This is a genomic window from Streptomyces sp. SP17BM10 (genome assembly GCF_036322405.1).
Lineage (GTDB): Bacteria > Actinomycetota > Actinomycetes > Streptomycetales > Streptomycetaceae > Kitasatospora.
Window position 1 is genome coordinate 203,714 of record NZ_JAQYXB010000675.1, and the last position, 21,442, is coordinate 225,155.

Consider the following 21,442-nt stretch of genomic DNA (forward strand, 5'->3'; position numbering starts at 1 on the left):
AAGCGTCCTGGCGGCAGCCATGACGGATCATCAGATACGCGTACTGGTGGGGGTGTTGGCGAAGTCTGCGCAATCGGGGGCGCCGTCTCCCGGCGGCCCACCCGGAACCCTAGATCACCGGGGCCCGACCAGGCCCGTACGGCGGCCGAGTGCCCCCCGATAGGGTGAATCTGATCCGGATCCGCCCGCTCCGCGAGAAAAGCCTGCCAAACGTCCGTTCGCCACGCGGATCCGCGTGTGCCGGAGCCCGGCGGGTGGGTTCGACGTCAACACGACGCACCGCCACGCCGGTTCCGGCGTGGCGGTGCGGTGGATTCGGGCGCGGGCCCGCGGTCAGGCCACCTCCATGCCGTGGCGGACGCGGTCGAAGCGCCCGGCGGCCAGGTCCTCGTCGGTGATCCAGAAGGAGACGTTGACCGTCTCGCCCCAGTGCGCGCCGGCCGCCGAGGCCTCGACCTGGAGCAGCGGACGGTGCCCCTCGTGCCGCCCGGTGTCGGTGTCGCACCAGCCGAGCACCCGGACGTGGGGGCCGGGCAGGTGGTCGCGGAAGTCGGAGGCGAGGTCGAGCGCGACCATGAAGTCCTCGGGGAAAAGGTCCTCCAGCTCGCGGTCCTGGTACGACGGCGCGGACAGCGCCCAGTGCGCGCGCAGCGGCACTGGGGCGAGCGGCGCGAAGTCGCTCCGACCGGTCGGCTCGGGGCGCGGCGGCGCCCCGGCCGGGACGTGCAGGACGCGGCAGCCGTGGCCGGCGTAGTCCGAGAACAGGTCGTCGTGGAAGAACAGCAGCAGTCCGTCGGCCGGCAGCGGCCACGCGTCGCCGGGGCCCGTGGCGCGGTGGGCCTGCGCCAGCCCGGCGCAGTCGAGTTGGGCGAGGAGCTGCATCGGATGATCGTCGTGGTGGGGCCACTCGACGTCGGCGGGCAGCGCGGCCTGGCCGCCGAGCAGGCCGGCGGACGGACCCTCGGCCGGCGCGTCGCCGTCCCCGGCGGAGGGAGCCGGGGCCAGGGCGAGGGAGGACCGCAGCAGCCGCTCCACGAGCGGGGCGATGCGCTCCCCGGCCCGCTCCCGGATGGCGGCGTGGACGCCGGACGGCATCGGCACGGGCAGGTCGGCGGCGGGGGCGGTGCGCAGCGGTTCGGACATGGGCACAAGCCTGCCACCCGCCACCGACAACGGCCGGACGCGGGCACGCGAACAGCCCGTCAGGTGCCGGTACGGGGGCGGCCGGCACCTGACGGGAGACTCTGGGGGTACGGGAGAGATCGGGGAAGGTCGGGCGGTTCGCAGGGATCCGGGGAACGGATGATCCGGGGGACGGATAAAGGAGTTAGGGCAAAAGTGTCAGGCGCAGGGCACCTGCGTGCCGGGAATGTCGACGATGCCGGAGTTGTTGGACAGGCCGGCGTTGTACTCGTAGTACAGGTAGGTGTAGAGGTCGATGCGGGTCGTCGGTCCGCAGGCCGAGTCCTTGTCGACGGTGTAGGTCACGGTGAAACTGCTGGAGGCGCCGGGCGCGAGCGGCACGTCGTAGCGGGCGATGCCGCCGTGCACGTTCTCGCTGCACCCGTTGATCTGGGTGCCGCACCCGGTGGCCGTGAACATGAGGCCCGGCTCCAGCGTGGTCGGGTACGTCGGCTGGACGCTCTGGTAGACGAACTGGATCGGCGTGTCGTACGGGTTGGTCAGCGTCAGCGTGAGCGTGAACGAGCCGCCCGGGGTGGTCGTCGCCCGGTCCACGACGGCCGTGAGCGGCAGTGGCGCGGCGGCGTGGGCGGGCGCCGCGGACAGGAGCAGGCCGGCGGCGGCCGGGACCGCGGCAAGAGCGGAACGGCTGAGATGTGTTCTGCGCATGTCCATGGAGCGTAGGGGGCGGTACCGCTTGCGTTGCCCGCCTCCGCCCGGGCCGGTACCGGGTGACGACGGGCGGGCGGACGCGGCGGGCCATTGCGCACGCTTTCCGCCCCGCGCCGTCGCCCGGCACCGTATCCTGCCCGCCGCCCGGCCGGGTGCCTCGCGGGGCCCGTCGGGACGCGTCTCGGAGCCCCGCTCAGGCCGGCGGCGGCAGGATGTCGCACAGCGCGTCGAGCGCCGCCTGGTAGGCGTGGTCGGGCGGGGTCGCGTAGCCGACCACGAGTCCGTCGGCGGCCGGCGTGTCCCGCGCCGCGAGCCCCGGGTGCCGGTAGTCGGCGAGCCCCTCCACGGCGAGGCCCCGGTAGGCGGCGGCCTTGAGCACCGAGCGCTCGGTGCCGGGTGCGAGCCGCAGCACGGCGTGCAGACCGGCCGCGATGCCCGAGACGGCGACGTGCGGGACGCTCCCGGCGAGGGCCGCCACCAGCCGGTCGCGGCGGTCCCGGTAGCGGCGGCGCATCCCGCGCACGTGCCGGTCGTAGCCGCCGGAGTCGATGAACTCGGCGAGGGTCAGCTGGTCCAACGCGCTGGCCCAGCCCTCGCGTTCGCCCTTGGCCGCGAGCACCCGGTCGACCAGGTGGTCGGGCAGCACCATCCAGCCGAGGCGCAGCGCGGGCGACAGGCTCTTGCTCGCGGTGCCGCAGTAGACCACGCGCTCCGGGTCGAGGCCCTGGACGGCGCCGACGGGCTGGCGGTCGTAGCGGAACTCGCCGTCGTAGTCGTCCTCCAGGACGAGCCCGCCGCGCCCGCGCGCCCAGTCGACGACGGCGGCGCGCCGGACGGGGTGCAGCGGTCCGCCGGTGGGGAACTGGTGGGCGGGGGTGAGGAGGACCGTCCGGACGTCCTGGAAGCCCCGGTTCCCGCTCTGTCCGCGGATACCCGTCAATTCGGCCGTCCTGGCGCCGTCCTCGTCCAGCGGGAGCGGCACGGTGGTGACCCCGGCGCGGGCCAGCAGCCCGCGGTGGAAGGGCAGTCCGTAGCCCTCGACGGCGAGCGGCCCGTTGTCCCCGGCGGGCAGGACGGCGCCCGCGCCGTCGAACAGCAGCCGCAGCGCGTGGGCGAAGCCGGAGCAGATGACGATCCGGTCGGGGTCGGTGCGCACGCCGCGGGCGCGGGCCAGGTAGTCGGCGAGGACGGTGCGCAGTTCGCGCCGTCCCTGCGGATCGCCGGGCCCGAACGCCTCGTTGGGCGCGGCGGTCAGGGCGCGGCGGCCGGCGGCGAGCCAGCCGGAGCGCGGGAAGGAGGCGGCGTCGGGCTGCCCCTGGCGCAGGTCGTGGACGGGCCCGGGGCGGACGGAGGGGCGGCGGGCCCTGACCGTCGGCAGGGGCTCGGCGCGCTCGGCGACGGTGGTCCCGGAGCCCTGGCGGGCGGTGAGCCAGCCCTCGGCGACGAGTTCGGCGTAGGCCTCGGCGGCGGTGTTGCGGGCGAGGCCGAGGTCGGCGGCGAGCGTGCGGTAGGGCGGCAGTCGGGTGCCGGGCGCGAGCCGCCCGCTGCGGATGGCCTCGCGCAGCGCCGTCATCAGGGCGGCTCTGCGGCCGCCGGCGGCCGGCAGGTCGAGGTGGAGGTCACTGCCGGTCCGGTGCGCGGGGTCGGTCCGCTGGTGGGCGGGGGCGGGCTGGCGGGGGTGCGTGACCGGCGTGTCCGTCATGGTCACGCACCCTATCTCCGCCGTGCCGCACGCCCGTTGGGCGGCCCCGGCTCAGCGCACGCCGTACTGCGGGGCCGCTGCGTCCTGCGGCGCGGCCGGCCGGAACATCCGGTCGAACGCCCGGTAGAGCTCCGGCCCCTTGGCGCCGGCCGCGCCGAGCCGGACGACGTCGCCGTCCGCCGTGCGCACGGTGGCCCGGAGGCCGCCCTGCGGGTCGGTCTGCTCGTACTGGATCCCGGCGATGCGCTCGACCGCGAGCGTGTACGTCGTCGGGTTGCCGCTGCCGAAGAAGTCGATGATCTGCTCGCTCAGCCAGGACAGGGCGCCGGACAACAGGGAGAGCCCGAAGCACGAGAAGAAGAAGACGGCGTTCGCGGTCTCCAGCTTCGCGAGGTGGGCCTTGCTGATGAGGTAGCCGAAGCCGAACAGCGACACCAGTGCCAGGAGCATGAAGATCCCGAACCCGGCGAGGAAGATCCCCCGCCAGTCCCACCCCGTCTCCTCCGGCGCGACCGTGAAGCGCTTGTCCTCGAACGTCAGTGTGACGCTGCCGCCAGGCTCCGCCTGGACCCCCGTGATCTCGATCATGGGTGCGGAGCCTAGCGGGCCCCCGCGGCGGGCCCCGGCGCGGGGCCCGCCGCGGGCCCTACGGGACGACGGTCACCGGCCAGCGCCCCGCCTTCACCAGCCGGACGGCCACCGAACCGATCACCCGGTGCCCGGCCCGCTCGGAGGCGCCGACCACGACGGCGTCGGCCCGCAGCTCGTTCGCGAGCTTGGCCAGCCCCGTATAGGGGTCGCCGCGCATGGTCAGGAAGTGCCACTCCACCCGCCACACGTCCTTCATCCGCTGCTCGGCGTCGCGCAGGGCGGCCAGCAGTTCCTCGGCGATCTCCTGCGTCGTCTCCTCCACCGCCGCCCCCGCCAGCGCCGTGGCCGCCCCGAGCACCGGCTGCACGTACGCCACCGCGAGGGTCGCGCCCTGCCGCCGGGCCAGGCCGGCCGCGTAGGCGGTGGCCCGCCAGGAGGAGTCCGAGCCGTCCAGCCCGGCCAGGATCACCTTGGGTCCGTCCGTCCCCAGCTCGAACCCGGCGGGTGCGACCGCCGCTCCGGGCTCCTCGGCGCCGCCGAGGGCCTCCGCACCGCTGTCGTTGCTCATGCGCCCGCCTCGCTCCGCTCGCCATGGGCATTCGCCCGTGCGCGCCTTCCGGTGATTCGCCGCTCGCTCATGCGCCCGAGGCTATGCCCGCCACCGGGAGTGAGGACACGGGGCACTCCGGGTGAGGCCTGTGGTGCGGGCCACCCGGGGGCTGACCGGGGGCGGCGGATCCGGCACCGGGAGCGCGCGGGCCCTCACTCCCCGTCGACGGTGTGCGCGGCCTCACAGGGCCCGCGGAGTGGCCCGGACCACTTCGGCGGGCCATTTGATCTTGGAAATGTGGGCAAAAGGCCCCAAAACCGGCGAATTCCTTGATTCTTACGCCCGGTAACACCTCGCTGACCTGCCTTGATCCCTCAATCCTTGAAACCGCCACGACCGCCCCCGTACCTTCGAACCCGTTGCACCGAGCACGCCGCTCCACCGGGCCTCACCAGCCGGGAGCCGGAACGGTGCCGAACCACGCGAGTGCGTGTCCCCGAAACCGACGGCCTTCCGAGGGCCTGGTTCCGCGCGCTCGCAGAACCTCCGAAAGGAACCGCATGACTTTCCGTCACGAGACCGCCGCTGCCACCGCCATCGCCACCCCGAAGCGCCGCAACCGCGTCCGGATGGCTCTGATGGCCGGGGCGGTCCTCGCCCTGCCGGTGGCCGGCCTCGTCACGGCGACGACCGCCTCCGCCGCGCCGGCCACCGTCTGGGACAAGGTCGCCGCGTGCGAGGCCACCGGCAACTGGGCCGTGAACTCCGGCAACGGCTTCTACGGCGGCCTTCAGTTCACCTCCAGCACCTGGGCCGCCTTCGGTGGCACCTCCTTCGCCCCGCGCGCCGACCTGGCCACCAAGGACCAGCAGATCGCCGTCGGCGAGAAGGTCCTCGCCGCCCAGGGCCCCGGCGCCTGGCCGGTCTGCTCGGTCAAGGCCGGTCTGGGCAAGTAAGCCCCCACGGCTCCCGAGGCCGCCGCACCCGATCGCGGGTGCGGCGGCCTCGTCGCGTTCCCTATTCCCCGTGCTCCTCCACCGGGTAGTCCCAGTCCGCGCCGTCTCCCGCCGTCAGCAGGTGCTCGGCGATCGCCAGCGGCAGCGCCACCAGCGGGACGCCCGAATCCAGCGGGATCCGGATCCGGTGCGTGCCGCCCGGCGCGCACACCTGCACCACCGCCGTCACCCCGTCCACCAGGCGCACCGCGTCCAGCCGCGCCGCCGCCTGCGGGCGCCCGACGTCGGCCGGGTAGGTGCTGAGGGTGAAGACGAGGTCCCCGAGGTCGTCCAGCAGGTCGGCGTAGACCGCCAGCGGCGGCGCCGGGGCCGACACCGGCAGGCGCGACCCCGCCCCGCGGTCCGGCTCCGCCCACCCCGCGGCCTCCCCGCCCAGCGCCGCGAACAACTCGTCCCGCGAGACGCCCACGCCGAGCCGCACCTCCGTCCAGGCCGTGCCCACGACCACGACGCCCGCCCCCGGGAACACAATCCGCTCCAGCCGCCGAGCGCCCCCGGTGTTCGCCCGCTGCAACCCGGCCGCCTCCCGCAGGAAGTACCCCCGCGCCAGGCTCTGCCGTCCGCCCCCCATGGCACGCCCCCTCGCCGGCCTTGACGGATGCTCGCCAATTCGCACAGTACCGCCGCTACCACCGAGCCGGTTAGCCGATTTCCGTCCAACTTCCCCCCGCCGGAATCCCGTTGGCCGGAGCGAGGGGTGATCGTCGGCGAGCGGCAAATCCGGTCGCGTCCCCCGGGCGGGTGTGGCAGGGTGCGGACTGTCCGCCCCTGCCACCCACCGGAGCCGTTCCGATGCCCCTGCCGCCCCGACTCCTCCCCCTGCTGGCCGAGTTCGACTTCGCCCGCACCCGCCTGCGCGACCGGCTCGCCGGGCCCGCCGTCGACAGCGGCAACGGCACGGAGGTGGCCGTCGGGCCGCTGACGGACGACGAGTACCGCTGGGAGCCGGTGCCCGGCTGCTGGTCGGTGCGGCGCCACGCGGACGGACCGGGCGAGCGCGCGACGATGCTGGTCGGCGCGGGCGAGTGGGGCCGGGACACCGCCGGGGCCCCGCACCCCGAGCCTCCGCCGTTCACCACCCTCGCCTGGCGGCTGACCCACCTCACCGAACTGCTCCTGCTGCGCGCCGACCACACGAACGGCACCCGCTCCCTCACCCGCGAGGCCTTCCCCGTCCGCGGCGACGCCGATTCCGCGGTCGCCGCCTTCGACGCCGCCGCGGACGCCTGGCGCGAGACCCTGCTCGCCGCCGACGACGCCGCACTCGACACCGTCGGCCACAGCACCTACCCCTACGGCGGCGACGCGGACGAGCCCTTCCTGGACGTGGTCTGGTGGGTCAACCAGGAACTCCTCCACCACGGCGCCGAGATCGCCCTCCTGCGCGACCTCTACCGCTACTCCGAGCGCGGCTGAGCGGGCTCAGGCCGGGCGCGGGGCAGGGGGACGGGAAGCGCGGGCAGGGGGGACGGGGAAGCGCGGGCAGGCCGTCGATACCGGTGACGACGTACGGCTCGTACCTGCCCCACCGTCGCCCCGGGACGCGCCGACGGCGGGCCCCGTGCGATCGTTCGCACGGGACCCGCCGTCTCGGAGACGTCCGGCCCGGTCAGGCCTTCATGTAGACGCCCTCCATGAACTCCAGGATCTGCTGGTCCGTCAGGCGGTGGCCGTCACGCCGGCCCATCGCCAGGTCGGCCTCGCTGATCATGCCGACCAGCCGCTCGCCGTCGATCACCGGGATGCGCCGGATCTGGTGCTGCTCCATCTTCCGCAGGACCGTGTCCATGTCGTCGTCGGCCCGCACGCAGTGCAGGTGCCCGGCGAGGTCCATGGCCGTCATCGTGGCCGGGTCCTTGCCCTCCGCGAGACATCGCACGACGATGTCGCGGTCGGTGATGATGCCCTTCAGCTTCTGGTCGTCGCCGCAGATCGGGAGCGCACCGACGTTCTTGTCGCGCATCATCTTGGCGGCCTCGGCGAGCGTCTGGTGCTCGCCGATGCACTGAGCGCCGGTGTGCATGATCTCTCGGGCAGTGGTCACGGGGACTCCTTCGTGAGTGTTTCCCCCCAGGGTCGTTCCCCCCGGCAGTTCCCCCCGCTCGCTCCCCCACCGGCAGCACCGCGCACCCGCAATGCGACCGTGCGATCACCATAAGCAACATCCCGCCCGCCCGCGACCCCGGCCACCGATACTGGGAGGGTGACGACGGAAGCCGCCGGACCCGCGCACGAGGACGTGGTCGACGAGGCCGTCCGGGCCAGGCCCGCGACGGCGCTGCGCCCGTACGTCGCCTGGTACTCCGGCTACCGCCAGCGCGGCATCGCGCCCGCCGTGCACCGCGGCCTGCCCTCCCCCTACCTGACGTTCATCCTCACCCTCGACGAGCCGCTGGTCCTCGCCGCCCACCCCGACCCGGCGCAGCGGCCCGACGCCTACGCCACGCTGCTCGGCGGCCTGCACACCGCGCCGGCGCTGATCACCCACGACGGCCGGCAGTCGGGCGTGCAGATCGCCGTGCACCCGCTGGCCGCCAGGGCGCTGTTCGGAGTACCGGCCGGGGAGCTCGCCGGGATCGACCTCCCGGCGGAGGACGTCCTCGGCCGGCTCGGCCCGCGGCTCCAGGAGCGGCTGCGCGCCGCCGCCACCTGGGACGAGCGCTTCGCCCTGCTGGACGGCGCCTTGGTGCGGGCCGCCCGCCCGTCCGGGCAGGTGCCGCCGGAGGTCGGCTGGGCCTGGCAGGCCTTGCGGCGCAGCGGCGGCGGCCTCGCGGTGGCGACGCTGGCCCGGGAGACGGGGTGGAGCGCGCGGCACCTCCAGGAGCGCTTCCGCCGCGAGACCGGGCTGACGCCCAAGGCCGCCGCCCGGGTGATCCGCTTCGACCGGGCCCGGCACCTGCTGACGGCCGGCTCGCCGCCGCCCCGGCTGGCGGAGCTCGCGGCGCGCTGCGGCTACTTCGACCAGGCGCACCTGGCCCGCGAGTTCCGCGCGCTGGCCGGGGCGGCGCCGAGCGCGTGGCTGGCGGCGGAGGGGCCGGAGGAGAAGCGGTTCCGAAACGTCCAAGGCGGGGCGGGCGCCCCGGTCGCAGAGTGGGAGGCGTGACGGCGACGGACCGGCACCCACCACCGCAGGAGGCAGCCATGGACACCACCGACACGAAGACCCCCGCCCCGCAGGTCTGGCCCACGCTGCGCGCCGACGACGCCCGCGCCCTGATCCGCTTCCTGGTCGACGCCTTCGGCTTCGAGGAGGTCGTGGCGTACGGCGAGGGCGAGTTCGTCGCGCACGCCGAACTGGCCTGGCCCGAGGGCGGCGGCGTGATGCTCGGCTCGGAGCGGGACGCGCCCGCGGGCACCGAGGCGTGGCCGGGCCGCCCGGGAACGTTCAGCGCGTACGTGGTCACGGCGGACCCGGACGGCGTCCACGCGCGGGCCGTCGCCGCCGGGGCCCGGATCACCACCGGGCTGCACGAGACCGACTACGGCTCGCGCGACTTCGCCGCCGCCGACCCGGAGGGCAACCGCTGGTACTTCGGCACCTACCCGGGCTCCCCGCGGCCGTCCTCCGACGGATAGCCGCGACACCCGTCGACCGGTTGCGGGACGGCGTCACTGCGGCGTCGGAGCGAGCGTCGGGGCAGGCGTCGGGGCAGGCGTCGGACCGGGTGCCGGAGCCAGCGTCGGGGAGTCGCCCGAGGACGCCGCCGGCGTCGGGACCGCGACCACCGGCGCCGTCGCCGGGTCCATGATCACCGGGGTGCAGTTGCGGCTGTTGTCCGGCTGATCGCCGCAGACCTGGATCCGGCTGTCGTTCTGGGAGGCGTCCACCATCGGCGAGTACGCGTCGTACCCCCAGTGGACCAGTGCGGTCTGGCTCTGCCCGGCCGAGTTGGTGATCGTCGCGCGGTAGCCCGCCGTGGCGTCGGTCAACTTCGCCCAGGCCGTCCGGCAGCGGTGGCTGTAGCGGACGTAGATCGTCATCTGCCGCACGTTGGCGGTCGCGATCGTCGTCGCGTCCGATCCGCAGCCGCTCGCCTGCGGGTCCTTCCCGACGCATCCGGCCGCCTCGCACAGCGCGGTGGCCTGCGCGGTGGCCCGGTCGGTGCCCGTCGTCGCCGAGGCGGCCTCCGGACGGCGCTCGGAGCCGCCGTCGTTCAGGGCGAGGGCGGCGGCCACCGCGGCGACACCGGCCGCCGAGGCCGCCGCCGCCCACCACCACGTCCGCCGCGGCCGGGCCGCGGACCCGGGCTCCTCCGGGCGCGCCGGCGGCTCGGCCGCCCCGGGTAACCACGCCGTCCCCGGCGAGCCCGCCGCCCCCGGTGACTCCCCCTCCGGCCGGGCCTCCGACGCCCCGGCCCCGGACACCGCCACCCGCAGCGCCTCCAGCGCCGCGCACCGCTCCGCCGGCGCCCCCGCCAGCGCGCCGAACGCGGCCAGCGCCGCCTGCGTCACCACGCGCTCCCCGTTCAGCCACCGGTGCCAGGACGACTTGCTGTAGTGCGTCTTCGCCGCCAGCTCGGCGAGCGTCAGCCCCGAGCCGTCCTTCAGCGCCCGCAACCCCACCACGAGCTCCCGCTCCTGCGGCCCCAGCCTCGCCGGCAGGGCCCGCCAGTCACCGACCATCGCCCCGATCCCCCTTGACGCAGCGTCAGTTCGCGAACCGTCGGCAGCATAACCGCCCCCACCGACCGTGCGAGGGCGTACACGGAAAGCTACGCTCGCGCCCGCCCCGCACCCCGGGCAGACTGGCACCGGGGGCCACACCGACGGCTTCGGAGGCGACCCATGCCGCAGATGGTCGTGGACGGGCGCACGCTCGCGCTCTCCCATCTGGACAAGGTCTACTACCCGCGGACCGGCACCCTGAAGGGCGAGGTCCTCAGCTACTACGCGGCCGTCCACACCGCCCTCCTCCCCCACCTGCACGACCGCCCGGTCTCCTTCCTGCGCTGCCCCGACGGAGTCGAGGCCGAGGTGTTCATCGCCAAGAACCCGCCCGCCGGCACCCCGCGCTGGATCCGCACCGCCGAGGTGCCCAGCGACAGCGGCGACCTGCGCCAGGTCGTCCTGGACGACGGCGCCGCCCTGCTGTGGGCCGCCAACCTCGGCTGCCTCGAACTGCACGTCCCGCAGTGGCACGCCGCCGCCCCCGGCCTCGCCGACCGGCTGGTCCTCGACCTCGACCCGGGCGAGGGCGCCACCGTCCTCACCTGCCGGACGGTCGCCGGGCTGCTGCGCGAGCGGCTGGCCGCGGACGGGCTCGCCGCCTGGGCCAAGACCTCCGGCTCCAAGGGCCTCCACCTGCTCGTCCCGCTCGAACCCACCCCGAGCGCCCGCGTCTCCACCTACGCGAAGGCGCTGGCCGCCGCCCTGGAGGCCGACCACCCCGACCTCGTCGTCCACACCATGGCCAAGGCCCGCCGGGCCGGACGGGTCTTCGTCGACTGGTCGCAGAACAACGCCAAGAAGACCACCGCCGCCCCGTACACGCTGCGCGCCCGCCCGCTGCCCACCGTGTCCACCCCGGTCACCTGGGAGGAACTCGCCGGGGCCGACTCGGAGGACGACCTGGTCTTCACCCTCGCCGACGTCCCGGAGCGGCTCGCCGCCCACGGCGACCTCCTCGCCCCGCTGCTCGACCCCGAGCTCGCCCGGCCCCTCCCGGCCGCGCCGGCACCCGAACCCGGCCGGCAGGTGCTGCGCCCGCCCGTCGACGTCATGCGCCCGGCCGCCGTCCCGGCCGTCCCGCCGCCGGACGGGCTCGGCGGCGGGGGCGTGCAGTACGAGCTCAAACTGGACGGCTTCCGCTGCCTCGCCTTCGCCCGCGGCGACCGCCCCGCCTACCTCCAGTCCCGCAGCGGACGGGACCTCGCCCCCGAGTTCCCGCCGATCGCCGCGGCCGTCGCCCGGCTGCCCGAGGGACTCGTGCTCGACGCCGAGCTCGTCGCCTGGCGGGCGGGCCGGTTCGCCTTCGAGGAACTGCTGCGCACCCGCCAGGCCCGCGCGGGCGACGACGTCGCCCTCGGCCTGATCGCCTTCGACGTCCTCGCCCTCCCGGGCCGCGACGTGCGCCGCCTGCCGCTCACCGACCGCCGCCGCCTGCTGCTCGCCGCGCTCGCGGACGTCCCGCCGCCGATCCAGCCCGTCATGGCCACCACCGACCGCGCGGAGGCCCTCGACTGGATGGAGCGCCTCGCGGCCACCGGTGTGGAGGGCCTGGTCTGCAAAGCCGCCGGCTCGGCGTACCGGGCGCAGGGCGCGGGCCGGGTCTGGGTCAAGTACCGCCGAACCGACACCGTGGACGCGCTCGTCCGGGCCCTCACCGGCCCGGCGAACCGCCCGCACGCCCTCGTGGTCGAACTCGACGACGGCCGCGTCCTCCTCACCACCCCGCGGCTCACCGCCGTCCAGGCCGCCCAGATCGCCGAGGCCGCCCACCCCCACCTGGCCCCGCCGGTCCACGACCCCACCCACGGCACCGTCCACCCCCTCACGACCCCCCTGCGCACCGAACTGACCGTCACCGCCCGGCCGCCCAGCGCCACCTACGTCCGTCTGAGGGGGGACTGACGGCTGAGGGCGGCGGCCGCCCCGGTCACTTCCGCCGCTCCGTCGCGTGGGCGAACTCGGTGACGAAGGTGTCCTCGAAGACGGGCAGGTCGGCGGGCTTGCGGCTGGTGACCAGGGGGCCGGGGCCCTGGTGGCAGACGTGGACCTCGGCGTCGATCCAGTGGGCGCCGGCGTTGACGAGGTCGGTGCGCAGGCTGGGCCAGGAGGTGAGGGTGCGGCCTCGGACGGCGCCCGCGTCGATGAGGGTCCAGGGCCCGTGGCAGATCGCCGCGACCGGACGGCCCGCGGCGCAGTGGGCGTGCACGAAGGCGACCGCGTCGCGGTTCTGCCGCAGGTGGTCGGGGCTCGCGACGCCGCCGGGCAGGACGAGCCCGTCGTAGGCGGTGGCCTCCGCGTCCGCGACGACCGCGTCCACCGCGAAGGTGTCACCCGGTGCCCGGTGCCGGACGGCCTGGACCCGGCCCGGCGCGGTGGAGAGCAGCCGCGGCGTGCCCCCGGCCTCGGCCACCGCCTGCCAGGGGGAGGTGAGTTCGATCTCCTCCACGCCGTAGGGCGCGACGAGGAAGGCGACGGTCCGGCCGGTGAGCGTCGTGGCGGGCCAGCGCACGGTTCACCCCGGGCGGTGCCCGAGGACGTCCACGACCGCGGGCGGCGGGGCCGAACTCACCCGGGCGCGCGGGCAGTCGAGGTGGACGACGAGCTCCAGGTGGTCGATCCGGGCGACCACGGCGACCGGCACGAGCACCCGGGAGCCCGGCACCCAGGACTCGGCGTCGACCACCAGGTGGTCACCGGCGTCCTGCTCGACGCGCCCGAGCGGGCCGTCGGTCGCCTCCACCTCGTAGCCGGCCAGGCCGAGTTCGGCGGAGAGGTGGGAGCCCGGGCGGTACTCCCACAGGTCGGTGGTCATCACACCTCCGGTTTGTGCCAGGGCCGGCGCTCGCGCCCCTCCGGGCGGTCGAGCGGGTCGCGGCGCCGGGCGCCGGCGCGGCGGCGCAGCAGGACGGCCGCGGCGGCGGCGACGGCCAGGGAGGCCGCCCAGACCACGCCGAGCGCGGTGAGCACGGCGACGGTCGGGGTCCGCACCCCGACGCTCAGGCAGATCGCCGTCATGACGAGGGCGGTCACCACGACCCCGGCGGGGATCCGGCGGGCCGTGCGGCGCAGGGCCGTGCGCACGCGACGCCGCCGCTTGGCGCCCATGGTGCTCAGTTTCCGGTCGAGGCGGGTGTCCTGGCGCAACCCGGACTCGATCTCCTCGAGGAGCCGCCGTTCCCGTCCGCTCAGCGAGGGTCCGTCCATCTCGGTCACCTCCGACAAACTTCCGGTGACGTGCTCGTACCCGGCGGTTGCCCGGTACGGGCCTGCGCTAACCGCCGCCGGGACGGCCTGTTGCCGCGCCGACGGGCCCGAAGGCCCGGGGACGCGCGAGCAGGCTGTCGTCCAGTACCCCCAGCAGGGCGGCGGCGTCGCGGTGGACCTCGGTCGCGCCGGCGGCGCGGAGGTCGGCGGCGTCGTCCCGGCCGCACTCCAGGGCGAGGCAGACCAGCCCGGCGCGGCGGGCGGCGAGGACCTCGCGGACGCTGCCGGCGACGTACACGGCGTGGTCGGCACCGCCGCCGACGAGGCCGAGGGCGGCCCGCTCGGGCTCACTCCCGGGGGTGGCCACCGTCAGGGCGGGCGCGCCGGCGGGGCCCGGGCCGGTCAGCACGACCGTCCAGCCCCGGGCGGCGCACTCGCGCAGCAGGTCCGCGGCGCCGGTCGGCGCGAAGCGCCAGTCGGTGCCGAAGAGTGCCGTCGAGACCACGGTCATGGGCCACCGTTTCCCTTCCGGAACCGTGTGCGGACGTGGGCCGCGCACGGAACGCGCCCTTCCAGGTTAGGCCTCCGCCCCACCGGGCGCGCTGCCGGCCGGCCACCGGATTCCGGGCCCCGGGGCGTGCGCGGGTGGTCGGCCGGACCGACTTCCCCGGCGGGTGGCGGAAACCCGCTTGGCACCCCGTCGGGGAGCCGGAATACTCCGCAGAGCCATGGAGGGGGGAGGCTGCGTGACGGTGTTCGCGTGCGCGGGGTGCGGCGCCGAACTGACCGCGCCCGTCTCCCGGGTCGCCCTGCCGGTGCAGGCCCACCAGGAGTACGGGGACAGGTACCTCCCGCCGCTGATGGAGCCCGGCACGTATGCCGTCGACCCCGAGCCGTACGGGCCGCCGTGGCGGACCTGGGGGGAGACGGGAGCGGACGGGGCGGCGGCACGCGGGGTGTACGCACCGGTGGACGCCGTGTCCTTCGGCCCGGCGGGCCACGTCCTGCTGGCCCCGGGCGACACCCGCGGCACGGTCGTGATCCCGGAGCGCTGCGACGGCTGCTGCGGCTCCGCCGGCGGACTCGGCCCGAACCTCGCCTGCGCGGGGTGCGGCCTGCCGGTCGGCACCCGGATCGACGACTGCTACCGCTGGCAGGCCGTCTGGCTCGCACCCGGCACCGTGCTCCGGCTGCCCGTCGACGGCCCTCCGGCGCCCGGCGCCGGCTGGGAGTGGGCGGGGATCCCGCCGATCGATCCCACCGGGTGCTGGAGCCCGCGGTGGGAGGCCGCCGTCGGGATCGCGCTGGCCCACGTGCTGGCGGCCTCCGCCGGCGCCCGGGTGGCCGTGCCCGGCGGGCTCCTCACCACCGTCTTCGGCCCCGCGCTCGACGCGCTGCTCCCGCCCGGGCCGCCGGTGCGCACGCTCGCCCTGGCCGGCCCCGGGCTGCCGGCACCCGGCGCGGACGTCGTCCTCGTCCCCCGGCACCCGCTGACCGGCGAGGTGTGGCGGCCCGGCGGCACCGCCCCGGCCGTGCCCCTGGACGCCGAGGTCTGGGCCCACCTGGCTTTCCCCGGTGACGGCGCCCGCATCCCGGCGACGGGCGGTCTCCCTGCGGGCGTCGAGCGCGACGACCCCCTCCCGCCGAGCCCGCCGTCCGGCTTCCGCCCCGACCGCGAACTGCTCCTGCGCACGCTGGCACGCCTCCCGGCCGTCCGCGAGCCGTGGCTGCTGGAGGTGTACGCCGAGGCCCGCGGCCGACGCTAGGCGTGTCCCCCCGCAGCCGTGCCCCGCGGACGTCCTGCGCGGACGACCTGCGCGGACGACCCGTCAACGGCCGCGCCCCGGCCACAGTCCCCGTCGACCGCCGGCAACGGGTCGCCGCACGAGCGTCCGGGAGGACGGGCCGGTCCGCGCGTCACCAGGCGTCGCCGGCCAGGCGGGCGTGGAGGTGCTCGTCGTTGTAGTCGCGGCCGGGGTAGCGGAAGGAGGCGCGGAGGGTGCCCTCGTACCGGAAGCCGGCGCGCTCGGCGACCCGGCAGGAGCCGTCGTTGCCGACGGCGTGGGCGAGTTCGAGGCGGCGCGCGGCGGCGGTCTCCACGCCCCAGCGGGCGACGGCCGTGGCGGCGCGGGCCGCGAGGCCGCGGCCGCGGGCGGTGGGGAGGAGCCAGTAGCCGATCATGGCCAGCCCGTCCTCGCGGTCGCGCCAGTACAGGGCGACGTTGCCGCAGAGCGTGCCGTCGGCGGCGTCGGTGATCGCGAACGCGCCGGTGCGGCCCTCCGTCCAGGCGGCGTCGCAGCGGTCCAGGTATGCCCGGGCTGCGGCCGGGTCGGCGGTGCCCAGCGGGTTCCAGCGGTCGATCACCGGGTCCGCCGCGGCGGCGACGAGGGCCAAGGCGGTGCCGCCCGGGAGGTCGAGGGCGTGGCCCCACGGGCGGAGCACGGCGTCCCCGAGGTCGAGGACGCTCCGCCGGAAGGTCCGCTGCTCGGTGCTCATCAGGCCTTCCTATCCCGCTCCCCACCCACCCCGCCAGCGGTTTTCCCGCGCCGGCCGACGCGGCGCCCCGGCCGTGCGAGGATCGGCGGGTGATCGAGCTACTGACGGCCCGCACGGCCGAGTTGGACGCGTCCGCGCTGGACGAGACGCGGGCGCTGCTGTTCGAGGTCTTCGGCACCGGCATGACCGAGGCCGACTGGGAGCACGCACTCGGCGGCGTGCACGCGCTGCTGCGGGAGGACGGCGTCCTGATCGGCCACGCGGCCGTCGTGCCGCGCGTGTTCCGGCACGACGGGCGGCAGCTGCGCACCGGCTACGTCGAGGGCGTCGCCGTCCGGGCCGACCGGCGGGGCCACGGGCACGGCTCGGTGCTGATGGGCTCGGTCGCCGGCCTGGTCCAGGGCGCGTACGAGCTCGGCGCGCTGAGCGCTTCGGACCGGGCCGCCGAGTTCTACGGCAACCGCGGCTGGCAGCAGTGGCGCGGCCCCCTGTCGGCGGCGACCCGGCACGGCGGCGACCAGCCGTCCCCGGACGAGGAGGGCGGCGTGTTCGTCCTGCCGGGCACCGCCCCCCCTGGACCTCACCGGCCCCCTGACCTGCGACTGGCGCGCCGGCGACCTCTGGTGACCTCCGGCGGCTTCAGATCCGGGCCAGGTAACCGTTGTCGACCAGCCAGAGCACGTTCACCTTGGCCGGGCCGCCCGGCACGAGGGCGCCGTCGAGCTGGTACTGCAGGCCCCAGCCGGGCTGGTCGAACCACGGCGCGATCGGGCCGGCGTGCACGGTGAACTCCTTGACCACCTCGTAGTCGTGGTAGTTGCAGCCGGCCGCCGGGTTCCCGTCGAGGCTCTGCGGCGGGATCGCGCGGTTCTCGTAGGGCAGGCCCTCGGGGGCGAGGAAGCCGCCGTACTCGCTGCCGTAGCGGTCGATGTCCTGGCCCCGGTGGAGCGTGAGGTCGAACTCGACCGGGCTGCCGTCGGGCAGCGTGACGAAGCCGTTGGCGGGCGGGTACGTCCAGCCGCCCTGGCCGCCGTTGGCCGCCGCGTCCCAGTACCGGGCGAGGAAGTCCCGGTCGCTCGCGCCGCCGGTGGGCCGGTAGCCGTCGACCTGCTCGCCGACCGGACCGCTGGTCGGCAGGTCCTCGGGGCCGAGGCGGGCGTCGCCGTGCCGGAAGGCGGCGGAGCACTCCCCGGCGGGGGTGGCCCGGTCGGCGGCGACGGCCGGGACGGTCGGGGATATCAGGGCCGCGGCCGCGGCGAGCGGCGCGACGAGCAGGCGAAGGCGCACGGTGTCTCCGTCGTCAGGGGGGATTCGGCACCAGGCAAGCGGATCATCTGATCATCCGTCAATCGGATGGCATGAATGCCCTGTCGAACCCCCTCCTTTCGGCCAATCCGCTTCCTACCGCCCCGGGGCGACCCGCCCGATCAGGTGCAGGAGGCGGTCGAGGGCGTCCTTCGCGTTCGGCTCGGTCAGGTTGACCATCAGCCGGAAGACGATGTTCAGCAGGGCCGGGCGCCCCAGGCCGGCCGCGCCCGCCGCGGCGAGCACCTTCGGGCGGCCGAGCAGGTCCGCGGCGAGGCGGCCGACGGCGAAGTAGCCGGCGTAGGCGGAGCGCAGCGCCTGCGGGTAGGCGCGCAGGGCGAGTTCGCGGCCGCGGTCGGTGCGGCGGGCGAGCGCCTGGACGATCGTCTCGGCGGCGTAGCGGCCGGACTCCATCGCGTAGGCGATGCCCTCCCCGGTGCCCGGGCTGACCGTGCCGCCCGCGTCCCCGATGAGCAGCAGGCCGTCGGCGTAGTGGGGTTGGCGGTTGAGGCCCATCGGGAGGGCCGAGCCGCGGACGGGTTCGGTGACGGCGTCCGGGGCGTACGCGTACTCCGGGGGGAGGTCCTCGCACCAGCGGCGCAGCAGGTCGCGCCAGTCGAGGTCGACACCGGCGGTGTCGAGCACGCCGAGGCCGACGTTGGCGGTGCCGTCGCCCATGCCGAACACCCAGGCGTAGCCGGGAAGGAGGCGGCGGCCGGGGTCGGTGGGGTCGCGCAGGTCGAGCCAGGCCTCCAGGTAGCGGTCGTCGTGGCGCGGGGTGGTGAAGTAGGTGCGGTAGGCGACGCCCATCGCGCGGTCGGTGCGGCGGTAGCGCTTCATGGCGAGCGAGAGGCGGGTGGAGTTGCCGTCGGCGGCGACCACGACGGGGGCGTGGTAGCTGACGGGCTTGCGGTCCTCGCCGAGCTTCGCGGTGACGCCGGTGATCCGGCCGCTGCGTTCGTCGACCAACGGTCCCGCCACGTTGGCCCGTTCGACCAGCCGGGCGCCGGCCGCGGCGGCGCGGCGGGCGAGCAGCTCGTCGAAGTCGGCGCGGCGGCGCACGGCGCCGTACCCGGGGAAGGCGGAGAGTTCGGGCCAGTCGAACTCGATCGTGCGGCGGCCGGCGACCAGGCGCAGCCCGCGGTTGTGCAGCCAGCCGGCCTCCTCGGAGACGTCGATCCCGAGGTCGGTCAACTGCTTGACGGCGCGCGGCGTCAGGCCGTCGCCGCAGACCTTCTCGCGGGGGAAGGCCGCCTTCTCGAGGAGGAGCACGTCGAGCCCGGTGCGGGCGAGGTGGTAGGCGGCGGTGGAGCCGGACGGGCCCGCGCCGACCACGATGACGTCCGCGCAGTGCTCCGTCCGGGCGGGGCCGGGGCCGGTTCGTGGGGCGGTCGACTGCTGCTCCGGTCCGGGCATCGCGCACTCCAACGGGTCTGATCGGCGGCTGGGTCGGCGGACCCGACGATAGGGAACGCGGCCGCCCGTCGCCGCCCGACACGCGGTCCCGCCCCGACGACCGGTCAATACCGGCCACCGGGGCGGGACCGGGCCACCGGATCAGAGGCCGCCGTTGACGACCGTGCTGGCGACGGCGCCCGTGCTGACGTTCCACTTGGCGAGGATCTTGTCGTACCCGCCGCCGAGGATCACCTGGTCGAGCGCCTTGGAGACGGCGTCCCGCAGCGCGCTGTCGTCCTTGGCGACGGTGATGCCGTACGGGCCGGACTGCAGGAAGTGGGTGTTGGCCACCTCGAACTTGCCGGTCCGGGCGGGGGTGGTGGTGTTGTACTGCGCCACCGGGTAGTCGTTCAGGTCGGCGACGGCGGTGCCGTTCGCGACCTCGGCGAGCGCCTGGTCGTCGCTGTCGAAGCGGTCGACCTTGAGCTGCTTGCCGTCGCGCGGGCAGGCGCTCTGCTGCCGGGTGGCGAACTCGTCCTGGAGGGTGCCGCGCTGGACGGCGACGGTGTGGCCGCACAGGTCGTCGACGGTGGTGAGGGACAGCTGGCTGCCGGCCTTCACCACCATCGAGGTGCCGGTGGTGAAGTAGTCGACGAAGTCGACGCCCGGATCCGTCTGGTGACCGTCGTCGGCGGCACCGAGCTGGCGCTGCTTGGTGTCGATCACGGCGGACATCGCCAGGTCGATCCTCTTGGCCTGCACGGCCGGGATCAGCTGCTCGAACGGCAGGTCGGTGAACTCGACCCGCAGGCCGAGGTAGTCGCCGACGGCGGCGGCGATCTCCGGGTCGAGCCCGGCCGGTTTGCCGTCGGTGTCCCGGAAGTCGACCGGTGGGTAGTGGAGGTAGGAGCCGATCCGCAGGACGCCGGCGGCCTTGACCGCCTTCGGGAGGCTCGCGCGCAGGTCGGCCTGGGCGCCGGGGTCGGCGGCGCCGCCGCAGCCGGTCAGCAGGAGGCCGCCGGCGCCGAGGACGGCGGCGGCGCGCAGCGGGAGGGCGTGGACGGAGGGGCAGTGGGCAGGGCTGGGGGTGCGGTGCATCGCGATGCGTCTTCTTCGCAGGAGGAATGCGGGCAGGGAGACGCCGCGCCGGAGTGGCTGCCGGGGTACGCAGTGCGGACCTCGTCGCCGTGTGCCCGGTTCGTCGGGCCGCCCGGGGGTCGCGGGGGCGGCCGCTCGGCGGAGGTCCGCCGTCGGGGGCGGTCGCGGATCATCCTCGCACCCCGCGCCGGGAGCGCGTAGGACGGACCGCATCGCGGGACGGACACCGCTTCACCACAACCCGGTGATCCGATCGTTGTAACGGACTAGTCGGAAGTTCTCGGCGATATCGGACAAGTGACGCAAACGCTGCTTGCGTGGGATTTCCGGGTGAGGGAACTTTTGCCCACCTCCCGTCGTACGTTTTCGGCCACGTGGCCGATTACCGACGACGGCGCCCTCCCCGCCGTGCAGGCTCGTCCCGGCCTGCCACACCCGATGGAACACCATGCAGATCCGCTCCACCGCCGCACGCTCGCTCGTGGCCGTCCCGACCGCCGCCGCGCTCCTGCTGCTCTCCCCCGCCGCCCACGCCGCTCCCGGCGGCAAGAACGTCCCCGGCAACAACGGCACCGTCAAGATCCACGACGCCGCCACCGGCCAGGAGGACACCCGCAACGAGCCCAAGGTCTGCACCTTCTACCTGGACTCGTTCGGCTTCGACGCCAACCAGGACATCATCTGGACCATCGTCTCGGTCCACGGCAACGACGAGCAGCTGGTCGCGTACGGCGACCTGCCGGTCGACGCCAAGGGTGACGTCCGCACCGACGACATCACCCTGCCGGACGGCCAGTACAAGCTCTACTGGGCCGCCGTGACCCTCGTCAACGGCGAGATCCCGGAGGACGACCCGGCGCTGGACAACCCGAAGCACAAGGTCTTCAAGGTCGACTGCGGCGGCAAGACCCCGTCGAAGGGCCCGACCTCGGTGCCGAGCACCCCGCCCACCGGCAAGCCCTCGGACAAGCCCAGCGACAAGCCCAGCGGCAAGCCGTCGGAGAAGCCCTCGGACAAGCCCAGCGACAAGCCCTCCGAGAAGCCGTCGGAGAAGCCCTCGGACAAGCCGAGCGACAAGCCGAGCGAGAAGCCCTCCGACAAGCCGACCACCCCGGCCACCAAGCCGGCCGAGTCGCCGTCGCCCACCGCCGCGCCGACCACCCCGGCCGCCGGCGGCCCGACCACCGGTGCCCCGTCGACCGCGCCGTCCACCGCCCCCAGCGGCTCGCCGTCGGCCCCCGCGCCGACCGCCACCGTGCCGGTGCAGACCCCGTCGACCCCCACCGCGGTCAACCCGGCCAAGCCGCTGGTCGTCCCGGCCAAGGTCAGCGTCCCGACCCCGATCAAGGGCGCCGTGGCCTCGGACGGCCAGAAGCTGGCCCAGACCGGTAGCGACGGCACCCTGCTGTACGCGGGCGCCGGCACCGCGCTGGTCGTGGGCGGCGCCGCCCTCGTCTACGCCCGCCGCCGCCGCACCGCCTGAGCGGTGCCCCGGAAACGGTGAGCCCCTGGTTCCGCCCCACCGGGCGGCGCCAGGGGCTCCCCTGCTCCGGCCGCGAG

General features: G+C 75.5%; 23 protein-coding genes and 2 pseudogenes. 9 read left to right on the forward strand and 16 right to left on the reverse strand.

Features of this window, described 5'->3' with window-relative positions:
* Positions 1-333: 333 nt before the first annotated feature.
* From PUR71_RS36695 to PUR71_RS36715, 5 genes are all read right to left on the reverse strand, one after another.
* Positions 334-1,143, reverse strand: a complete 810-nt coding sequence (locus PUR71_RS36695) for a DUF1963 domain-containing protein (protein WP_329931585.1) — start codon at positions 1,141-1,143, stop codon at positions 334-336.
* Between the two features lie 198 nt (positions 1,144-1,341).
* On the reverse strand, positions 1,342-1,851 hold the full coding sequence (locus tag PUR71_RS36700; protein WP_329931586.1) for a hypothetical protein: 510 nt from the start codon (positions 1,849-1,851) through the stop codon (positions 1,342-1,344).
* 196 nt (positions 1,852-2,047) lie between these two features.
* A complete protein-coding gene (pdxR, locus tag PUR71_RS36705; protein ID WP_329931587.1) occupies positions 2,048-3,556 on the reverse strand; it encodes a MocR-like pyridoxine biosynthesis transcription factor PdxR in 1,509 nt (502 codons plus the stop codon).
* A 51-nt stretch (positions 3,557-3,607) separates the two neighbouring features.
* On the reverse strand, positions 3,608-4,144 hold the full coding sequence (locus PUR71_RS36710; RefSeq protein ID WP_329931588.1) for a hypothetical protein: 537 nt from the start codon (positions 4,142-4,144) through the stop codon (positions 3,608-3,610).
* Between the two features lie 58 nt (positions 4,145-4,202).
* Positions 4,203-4,715 (reverse strand): universal stress protein, encoded by a 513-nt coding sequence (locus PUR71_RS36715; RefSeq protein WP_329931589.1) that lies wholly within the window; start codon positions 4,713-4,715, stop codon positions 4,203-4,205.
* Positions 4,716-5,257: 542 nt separating this feature from the next.
* Between PUR71_RS36715 and PUR71_RS36720 the strand changes: the two genes are divergently transcribed.
* Positions 5,258-5,653 carry a transglycosylase family protein gene (locus PUR71_RS36720; RefSeq protein ID WP_329931590.1) on the forward strand — a complete coding sequence of 132 codons (396 nt, stop codon included), beginning with the start codon at positions 5,258-5,260 and terminating at the stop codon, positions 5,651-5,653.
* Positions 5,654-5,714: 61 nt separating this feature from the next.
* On the opposite strand, the gene PUR71_RS36725 is transcribed toward PUR71_RS36720, so the two are convergent.
* Entirely contained in the window at positions 5,715-6,284 is a 570-nt protein-coding gene (locus tag PUR71_RS36725; RefSeq protein WP_329931591.1) for a hypothetical protein, read from the reverse strand.
* Positions 6,285-6,505: 221 nt separating this feature from the next.
* Here PUR71_RS36725 and PUR71_RS36730 point away from each other — a divergent pair, with 221 nt between their 5' ends.
* Positions 6,506-7,129 carry a DinB family protein gene (locus PUR71_RS36730; RefSeq protein ID WP_329931592.1) on the forward strand — a complete coding sequence of 208 codons (624 nt, stop codon included), beginning with the start codon at positions 6,506-6,508 and terminating at the stop codon, positions 7,127-7,129.
* Between the two features lie 193 nt (positions 7,130-7,322).
* Here PUR71_RS36730 and PUR71_RS36735 read toward each other — a convergent pair whose 3' ends face one another.
* Positions 7,323-7,757, reverse strand: coding sequence for a CBS domain-containing protein (locus tag PUR71_RS36735; protein ID WP_329931593.1), 435 nt, complete (start codon positions 7,755-7,757; stop codon positions 7,323-7,325).
* Positions 7,758-7,916: 159 nt separating this feature from the next.
* On the opposite strand from PUR71_RS36735, the gene PUR71_RS36740 reads away from it, so the two are divergent.
* A complete protein-coding gene (locus tag PUR71_RS36740) occupies positions 7,917-8,816 on the forward strand; it encodes an AraC family transcriptional regulator (RefSeq protein ID WP_329931594.1) in 900 nt (299 codons plus the stop codon).
* Between the two features lie 38 nt (positions 8,817-8,854).
* Positions 8,855-9,289 (forward strand): VOC family protein, encoded by a 435-nt coding sequence (locus tag PUR71_RS36745; protein WP_329931595.1) that lies wholly within the window; start codon positions 8,855-8,857, stop codon positions 9,287-9,289.
* A gap of 33 nt (positions 9,290-9,322) precedes the next feature.
* Here PUR71_RS36745 and PUR71_RS36750 read toward each other — a convergent pair whose 3' ends face one another.
* Entirely contained in the window at positions 9,323-10,336 is a 1,014-nt protein-coding gene (locus tag PUR71_RS36750) for a helix-turn-helix domain-containing protein (RefSeq protein WP_329931596.1), read from the reverse strand.
* A gap of 162 nt (positions 10,337-10,498) precedes the next feature.
* On the opposite strand from PUR71_RS36750, the pseudogene ligD reads away from it, so the two are divergent.
* A pseudogene (gene ligD, locus PUR71_RS36755) lies at positions 10,499-11,377 on the forward strand (non-homologous end-joining DNA ligase); the annotation flags it as partial.
* Between the two features lie 54 nt (positions 11,378-11,431).
* A complete protein-coding gene (locus PUR71_RS36760) occupies positions 11,432-12,283 on the forward strand; it encodes an ATP-dependent DNA ligase (RefSeq protein ID WP_329931819.1) in 852 nt (283 codons plus the stop codon).
* A gap of 25 nt (positions 12,284-12,308) precedes the next feature.
* Here the strand turns inward: PUR71_RS36760 and PUR71_RS36765 are convergent, their stop codons facing one another.
* The 4 genes from PUR71_RS36765 to PUR71_RS36780 form a co-directional block, all read right to left on the reverse strand.
* The gene (locus tag PUR71_RS36765; RefSeq protein ID WP_329931597.1) at positions 12,309-12,890 is read right to left on the reverse strand and encodes a type 1 glutamine amidotransferase domain-containing protein; all 582 of its coding nucleotides are present in this window, start codon (positions 12,888-12,890) and stop codon (positions 12,309-12,311) included.
* Positions 12,891-12,893: 3 nt separating this feature from the next.
* Positions 12,894-13,193 (reverse strand): PRC-barrel domain containing protein, encoded by a 300-nt coding sequence (locus PUR71_RS36770; protein ID WP_329931598.1) that lies wholly within the window; start codon positions 13,191-13,193, stop codon positions 12,894-12,896.
* Positions 13,193-13,585, reverse strand: a complete 393-nt coding sequence (locus PUR71_RS36775) for a hypothetical protein (protein ID WP_329931599.1) — start codon at positions 13,583-13,585, stop codon at positions 13,193-13,195. The genes PUR71_RS36770 and PUR71_RS36775 overlap by 1 nt, the downstream gene beginning before the upstream one ends.
* Positions 13,586-13,652: 67 nt before the next feature.
* The gene (locus PUR71_RS36780) at positions 13,653-14,096 is read right to left on the reverse strand and encodes an HAD family hydrolase (RefSeq protein ID WP_329931600.1); all 444 of its coding nucleotides are present in this window, start codon (positions 14,094-14,096) and stop codon (positions 13,653-13,655) included.
* A 235-nt stretch (positions 14,097-14,331) separates the two neighbouring features.
* On the opposite strand from PUR71_RS36780, the gene PUR71_RS36785 reads away from it, so the two are divergent.
* The gene (locus PUR71_RS36785) at positions 14,332-15,351 is read left to right on the forward strand and encodes a hypothetical protein (protein WP_329931601.1); all 1,020 of its coding nucleotides are present in this window, start codon (positions 14,332-14,334) and stop codon (positions 15,349-15,351) included.
* 151 nt (positions 15,352-15,502) lie between these two features.
* Here PUR71_RS36785 and PUR71_RS36790 read toward each other — a convergent pair whose 3' ends face one another.
* Positions 15,503-16,081 (reverse strand): GNAT family N-acetyltransferase, encoded by a 579-nt coding sequence (locus PUR71_RS36790; RefSeq protein ID WP_329931602.1) that lies wholly within the window; start codon positions 16,079-16,081, stop codon positions 15,503-15,505.
* 182 nt (positions 16,082-16,263) lie between these two features.
* On the opposite strand from PUR71_RS36790, the pseudogene PUR71_RS36795 reads away from it, so the two are divergent.
* A pseudogene (locus PUR71_RS36795) lies at positions 16,264-16,494 on the forward strand (GNAT family N-acetyltransferase); the annotation flags it as partial.
* A 226-nt stretch (positions 16,495-16,720) separates the two neighbouring features.
* Here PUR71_RS36795 and PUR71_RS36800 read toward each other — a convergent pair.
* The 3 genes from PUR71_RS36800 to PUR71_RS36810 all read right to left on the reverse strand — a co-directional run bounded on the left by PUR71_RS36800 (position 16,721) and on the right by PUR71_RS36810 (position 19,882).
* Entirely contained in the window at positions 16,721-17,368 is a 648-nt protein-coding gene (locus PUR71_RS36800) for a TNT domain-containing protein (protein WP_329931603.1), read from the reverse strand.
* A 114-nt stretch (positions 17,369-17,482) separates the two neighbouring features.
* Positions 17,483-18,802: a geranylgeranyl reductase family protein gene (locus PUR71_RS36805; RefSeq protein WP_329931604.1), complete on the reverse strand. Its 1,320-nt coding sequence runs from the start codon at positions 18,800-18,802 to the stop codon at positions 17,483-17,485.
* A gap of 141 nt (positions 18,803-18,943) precedes the next feature.
* Entirely contained in the window at positions 18,944-19,882 is a 939-nt protein-coding gene (locus PUR71_RS36810; RefSeq protein ID WP_329931605.1) for an ABC transporter substrate-binding protein, read from the reverse strand.
* A gap of 448 nt (positions 19,883-20,330) precedes the next feature.
* Between PUR71_RS36810 and PUR71_RS36815 the strand changes: the two genes are divergently transcribed.
* The gene (locus tag PUR71_RS36815; protein ID WP_329931606.1) at positions 20,331-21,365 is read left to right on the forward strand and encodes an LPXTG cell wall anchor domain-containing protein; all 1,035 of its coding nucleotides are present in this window, start codon (positions 20,331-20,333) and stop codon (positions 21,363-21,365) included.
* The last annotated feature ends 77 nt before the right edge of the window (positions 21,366-21,442 follow it).

What these genes read in the sequence shown, in the direction of transcription:
- PUR71_RS36805 (WP_329931604.1), bottom strand. Translation starts at nt 18,802, where the DNA reads ATGCCCGGACCGGAGCAGCAGTCGACCGCCCCACGAACCGGCCCCGGC.
- PUR71_RS36720 (WP_329931590.1), top strand. Translation starts at nt 5,258, where the DNA reads ATGACTTTCCGTCACGAGACCGCCGCTGCCACCGCCATCGCCACCCCG.
- PUR71_RS36770 (WP_329931598.1), bottom strand. Translation starts at nt 13,193, where the DNA reads ATGACCACCGACCTGTGGGAGTACCGCCCGGGCTCCCACCTCTCCGCC.
- PUR71_RS36725 (WP_329931591.1), bottom strand. Translation starts at nt 6,284, where the DNA reads ATGGGGGGCGGACGGCAGAGCCTGGCGCGGGGGTACTTCCTGCGGGAG.
- PUR71_RS36760 (WP_329931819.1), top strand. Translation starts at nt 11,432, where the DNA reads ATGCGCCCGGCCGCCGTCCCGGCCGTCCCGCCGCCGGACGGGCTCGGC.
- PUR71_RS36780 (WP_329931600.1), bottom strand. Translation starts at nt 14,096, where the DNA reads ATGACCGTGGTCTCGACGGCACTCTTCGGCACCGACTGGCGCTTCGCG.
- pdxR (WP_329931587.1), bottom strand. Translation starts at nt 3,556, where the DNA reads ATGACGGACACGCCGGTCACGCACCCCCGCCAGCCCGCCCCCGCCCAC.
- PUR71_RS36715 (WP_329931589.1), bottom strand. Translation starts at nt 4,715, where the DNA reads ATGAGCAACGACAGCGGTGCGGAGGCCCTCGGCGGCGCCGAGGAGCCC.
- PUR71_RS36750 (WP_329931596.1), bottom strand. Translation starts at nt 10,336, where the DNA reads ATGGTCGGTGACTGGCGGGCCCTGCCGGCGAGGCTGGGGCCGCAGGAG.
- PUR71_RS36710 (WP_329931588.1), bottom strand. Translation starts at nt 4,144, where the DNA reads ATGATCGAGATCACGGGGGTCCAGGCGGAGCCTGGCGGCAGCGTCACA.
- PUR71_RS36700 (WP_329931586.1), bottom strand. Translation starts at nt 1,851, where the DNA reads ATGCGCAGAACACATCTCAGCCGTTCCGCTCTTGCCGCGGTCCCGGCC.
- PUR71_RS36815 (WP_329931606.1), top strand. Translation starts at nt 20,331, where the DNA reads ATGCAGATCCGCTCCACCGCCGCACGCTCGCTCGTGGCCGTCCCGACC.
- PUR71_RS36730 (WP_329931592.1), top strand. Translation starts at nt 6,506, where the DNA reads ATGCCCCTGCCGCCCCGACTCCTCCCCCTGCTGGCCGAGTTCGACTTC.
- PUR71_RS36810 (WP_329931605.1), bottom strand. Translation starts at nt 19,882, where the DNA reads ATGCACCGCACCCCCAGCCCTGCCCACTGCCCCTCCGTCCACGCCCTC.
- PUR71_RS36695 (WP_329931585.1), bottom strand. Translation starts at nt 1,143, where the DNA reads ATGTCCGAACCGCTGCGCACCGCCCCCGCCGCCGACCTGCCCGTGCCG.
- PUR71_RS36775 (WP_329931599.1), bottom strand. Translation starts at nt 13,585, where the DNA reads ATGGACGGACCCTCGCTGAGCGGACGGGAACGGCGGCTCCTCGAGGAG.
- PUR71_RS36745 (WP_329931595.1), top strand. Translation starts at nt 8,855, where the DNA reads ATGGACACCACCGACACGAAGACCCCCGCCCCGCAGGTCTGGCCCACG.
- PUR71_RS36790 (WP_329931602.1), bottom strand. Translation starts at nt 16,081, where the DNA reads ATGAGCACCGAGCAGCGGACCTTCCGGCGGAGCGTCCTCGACCTCGGG.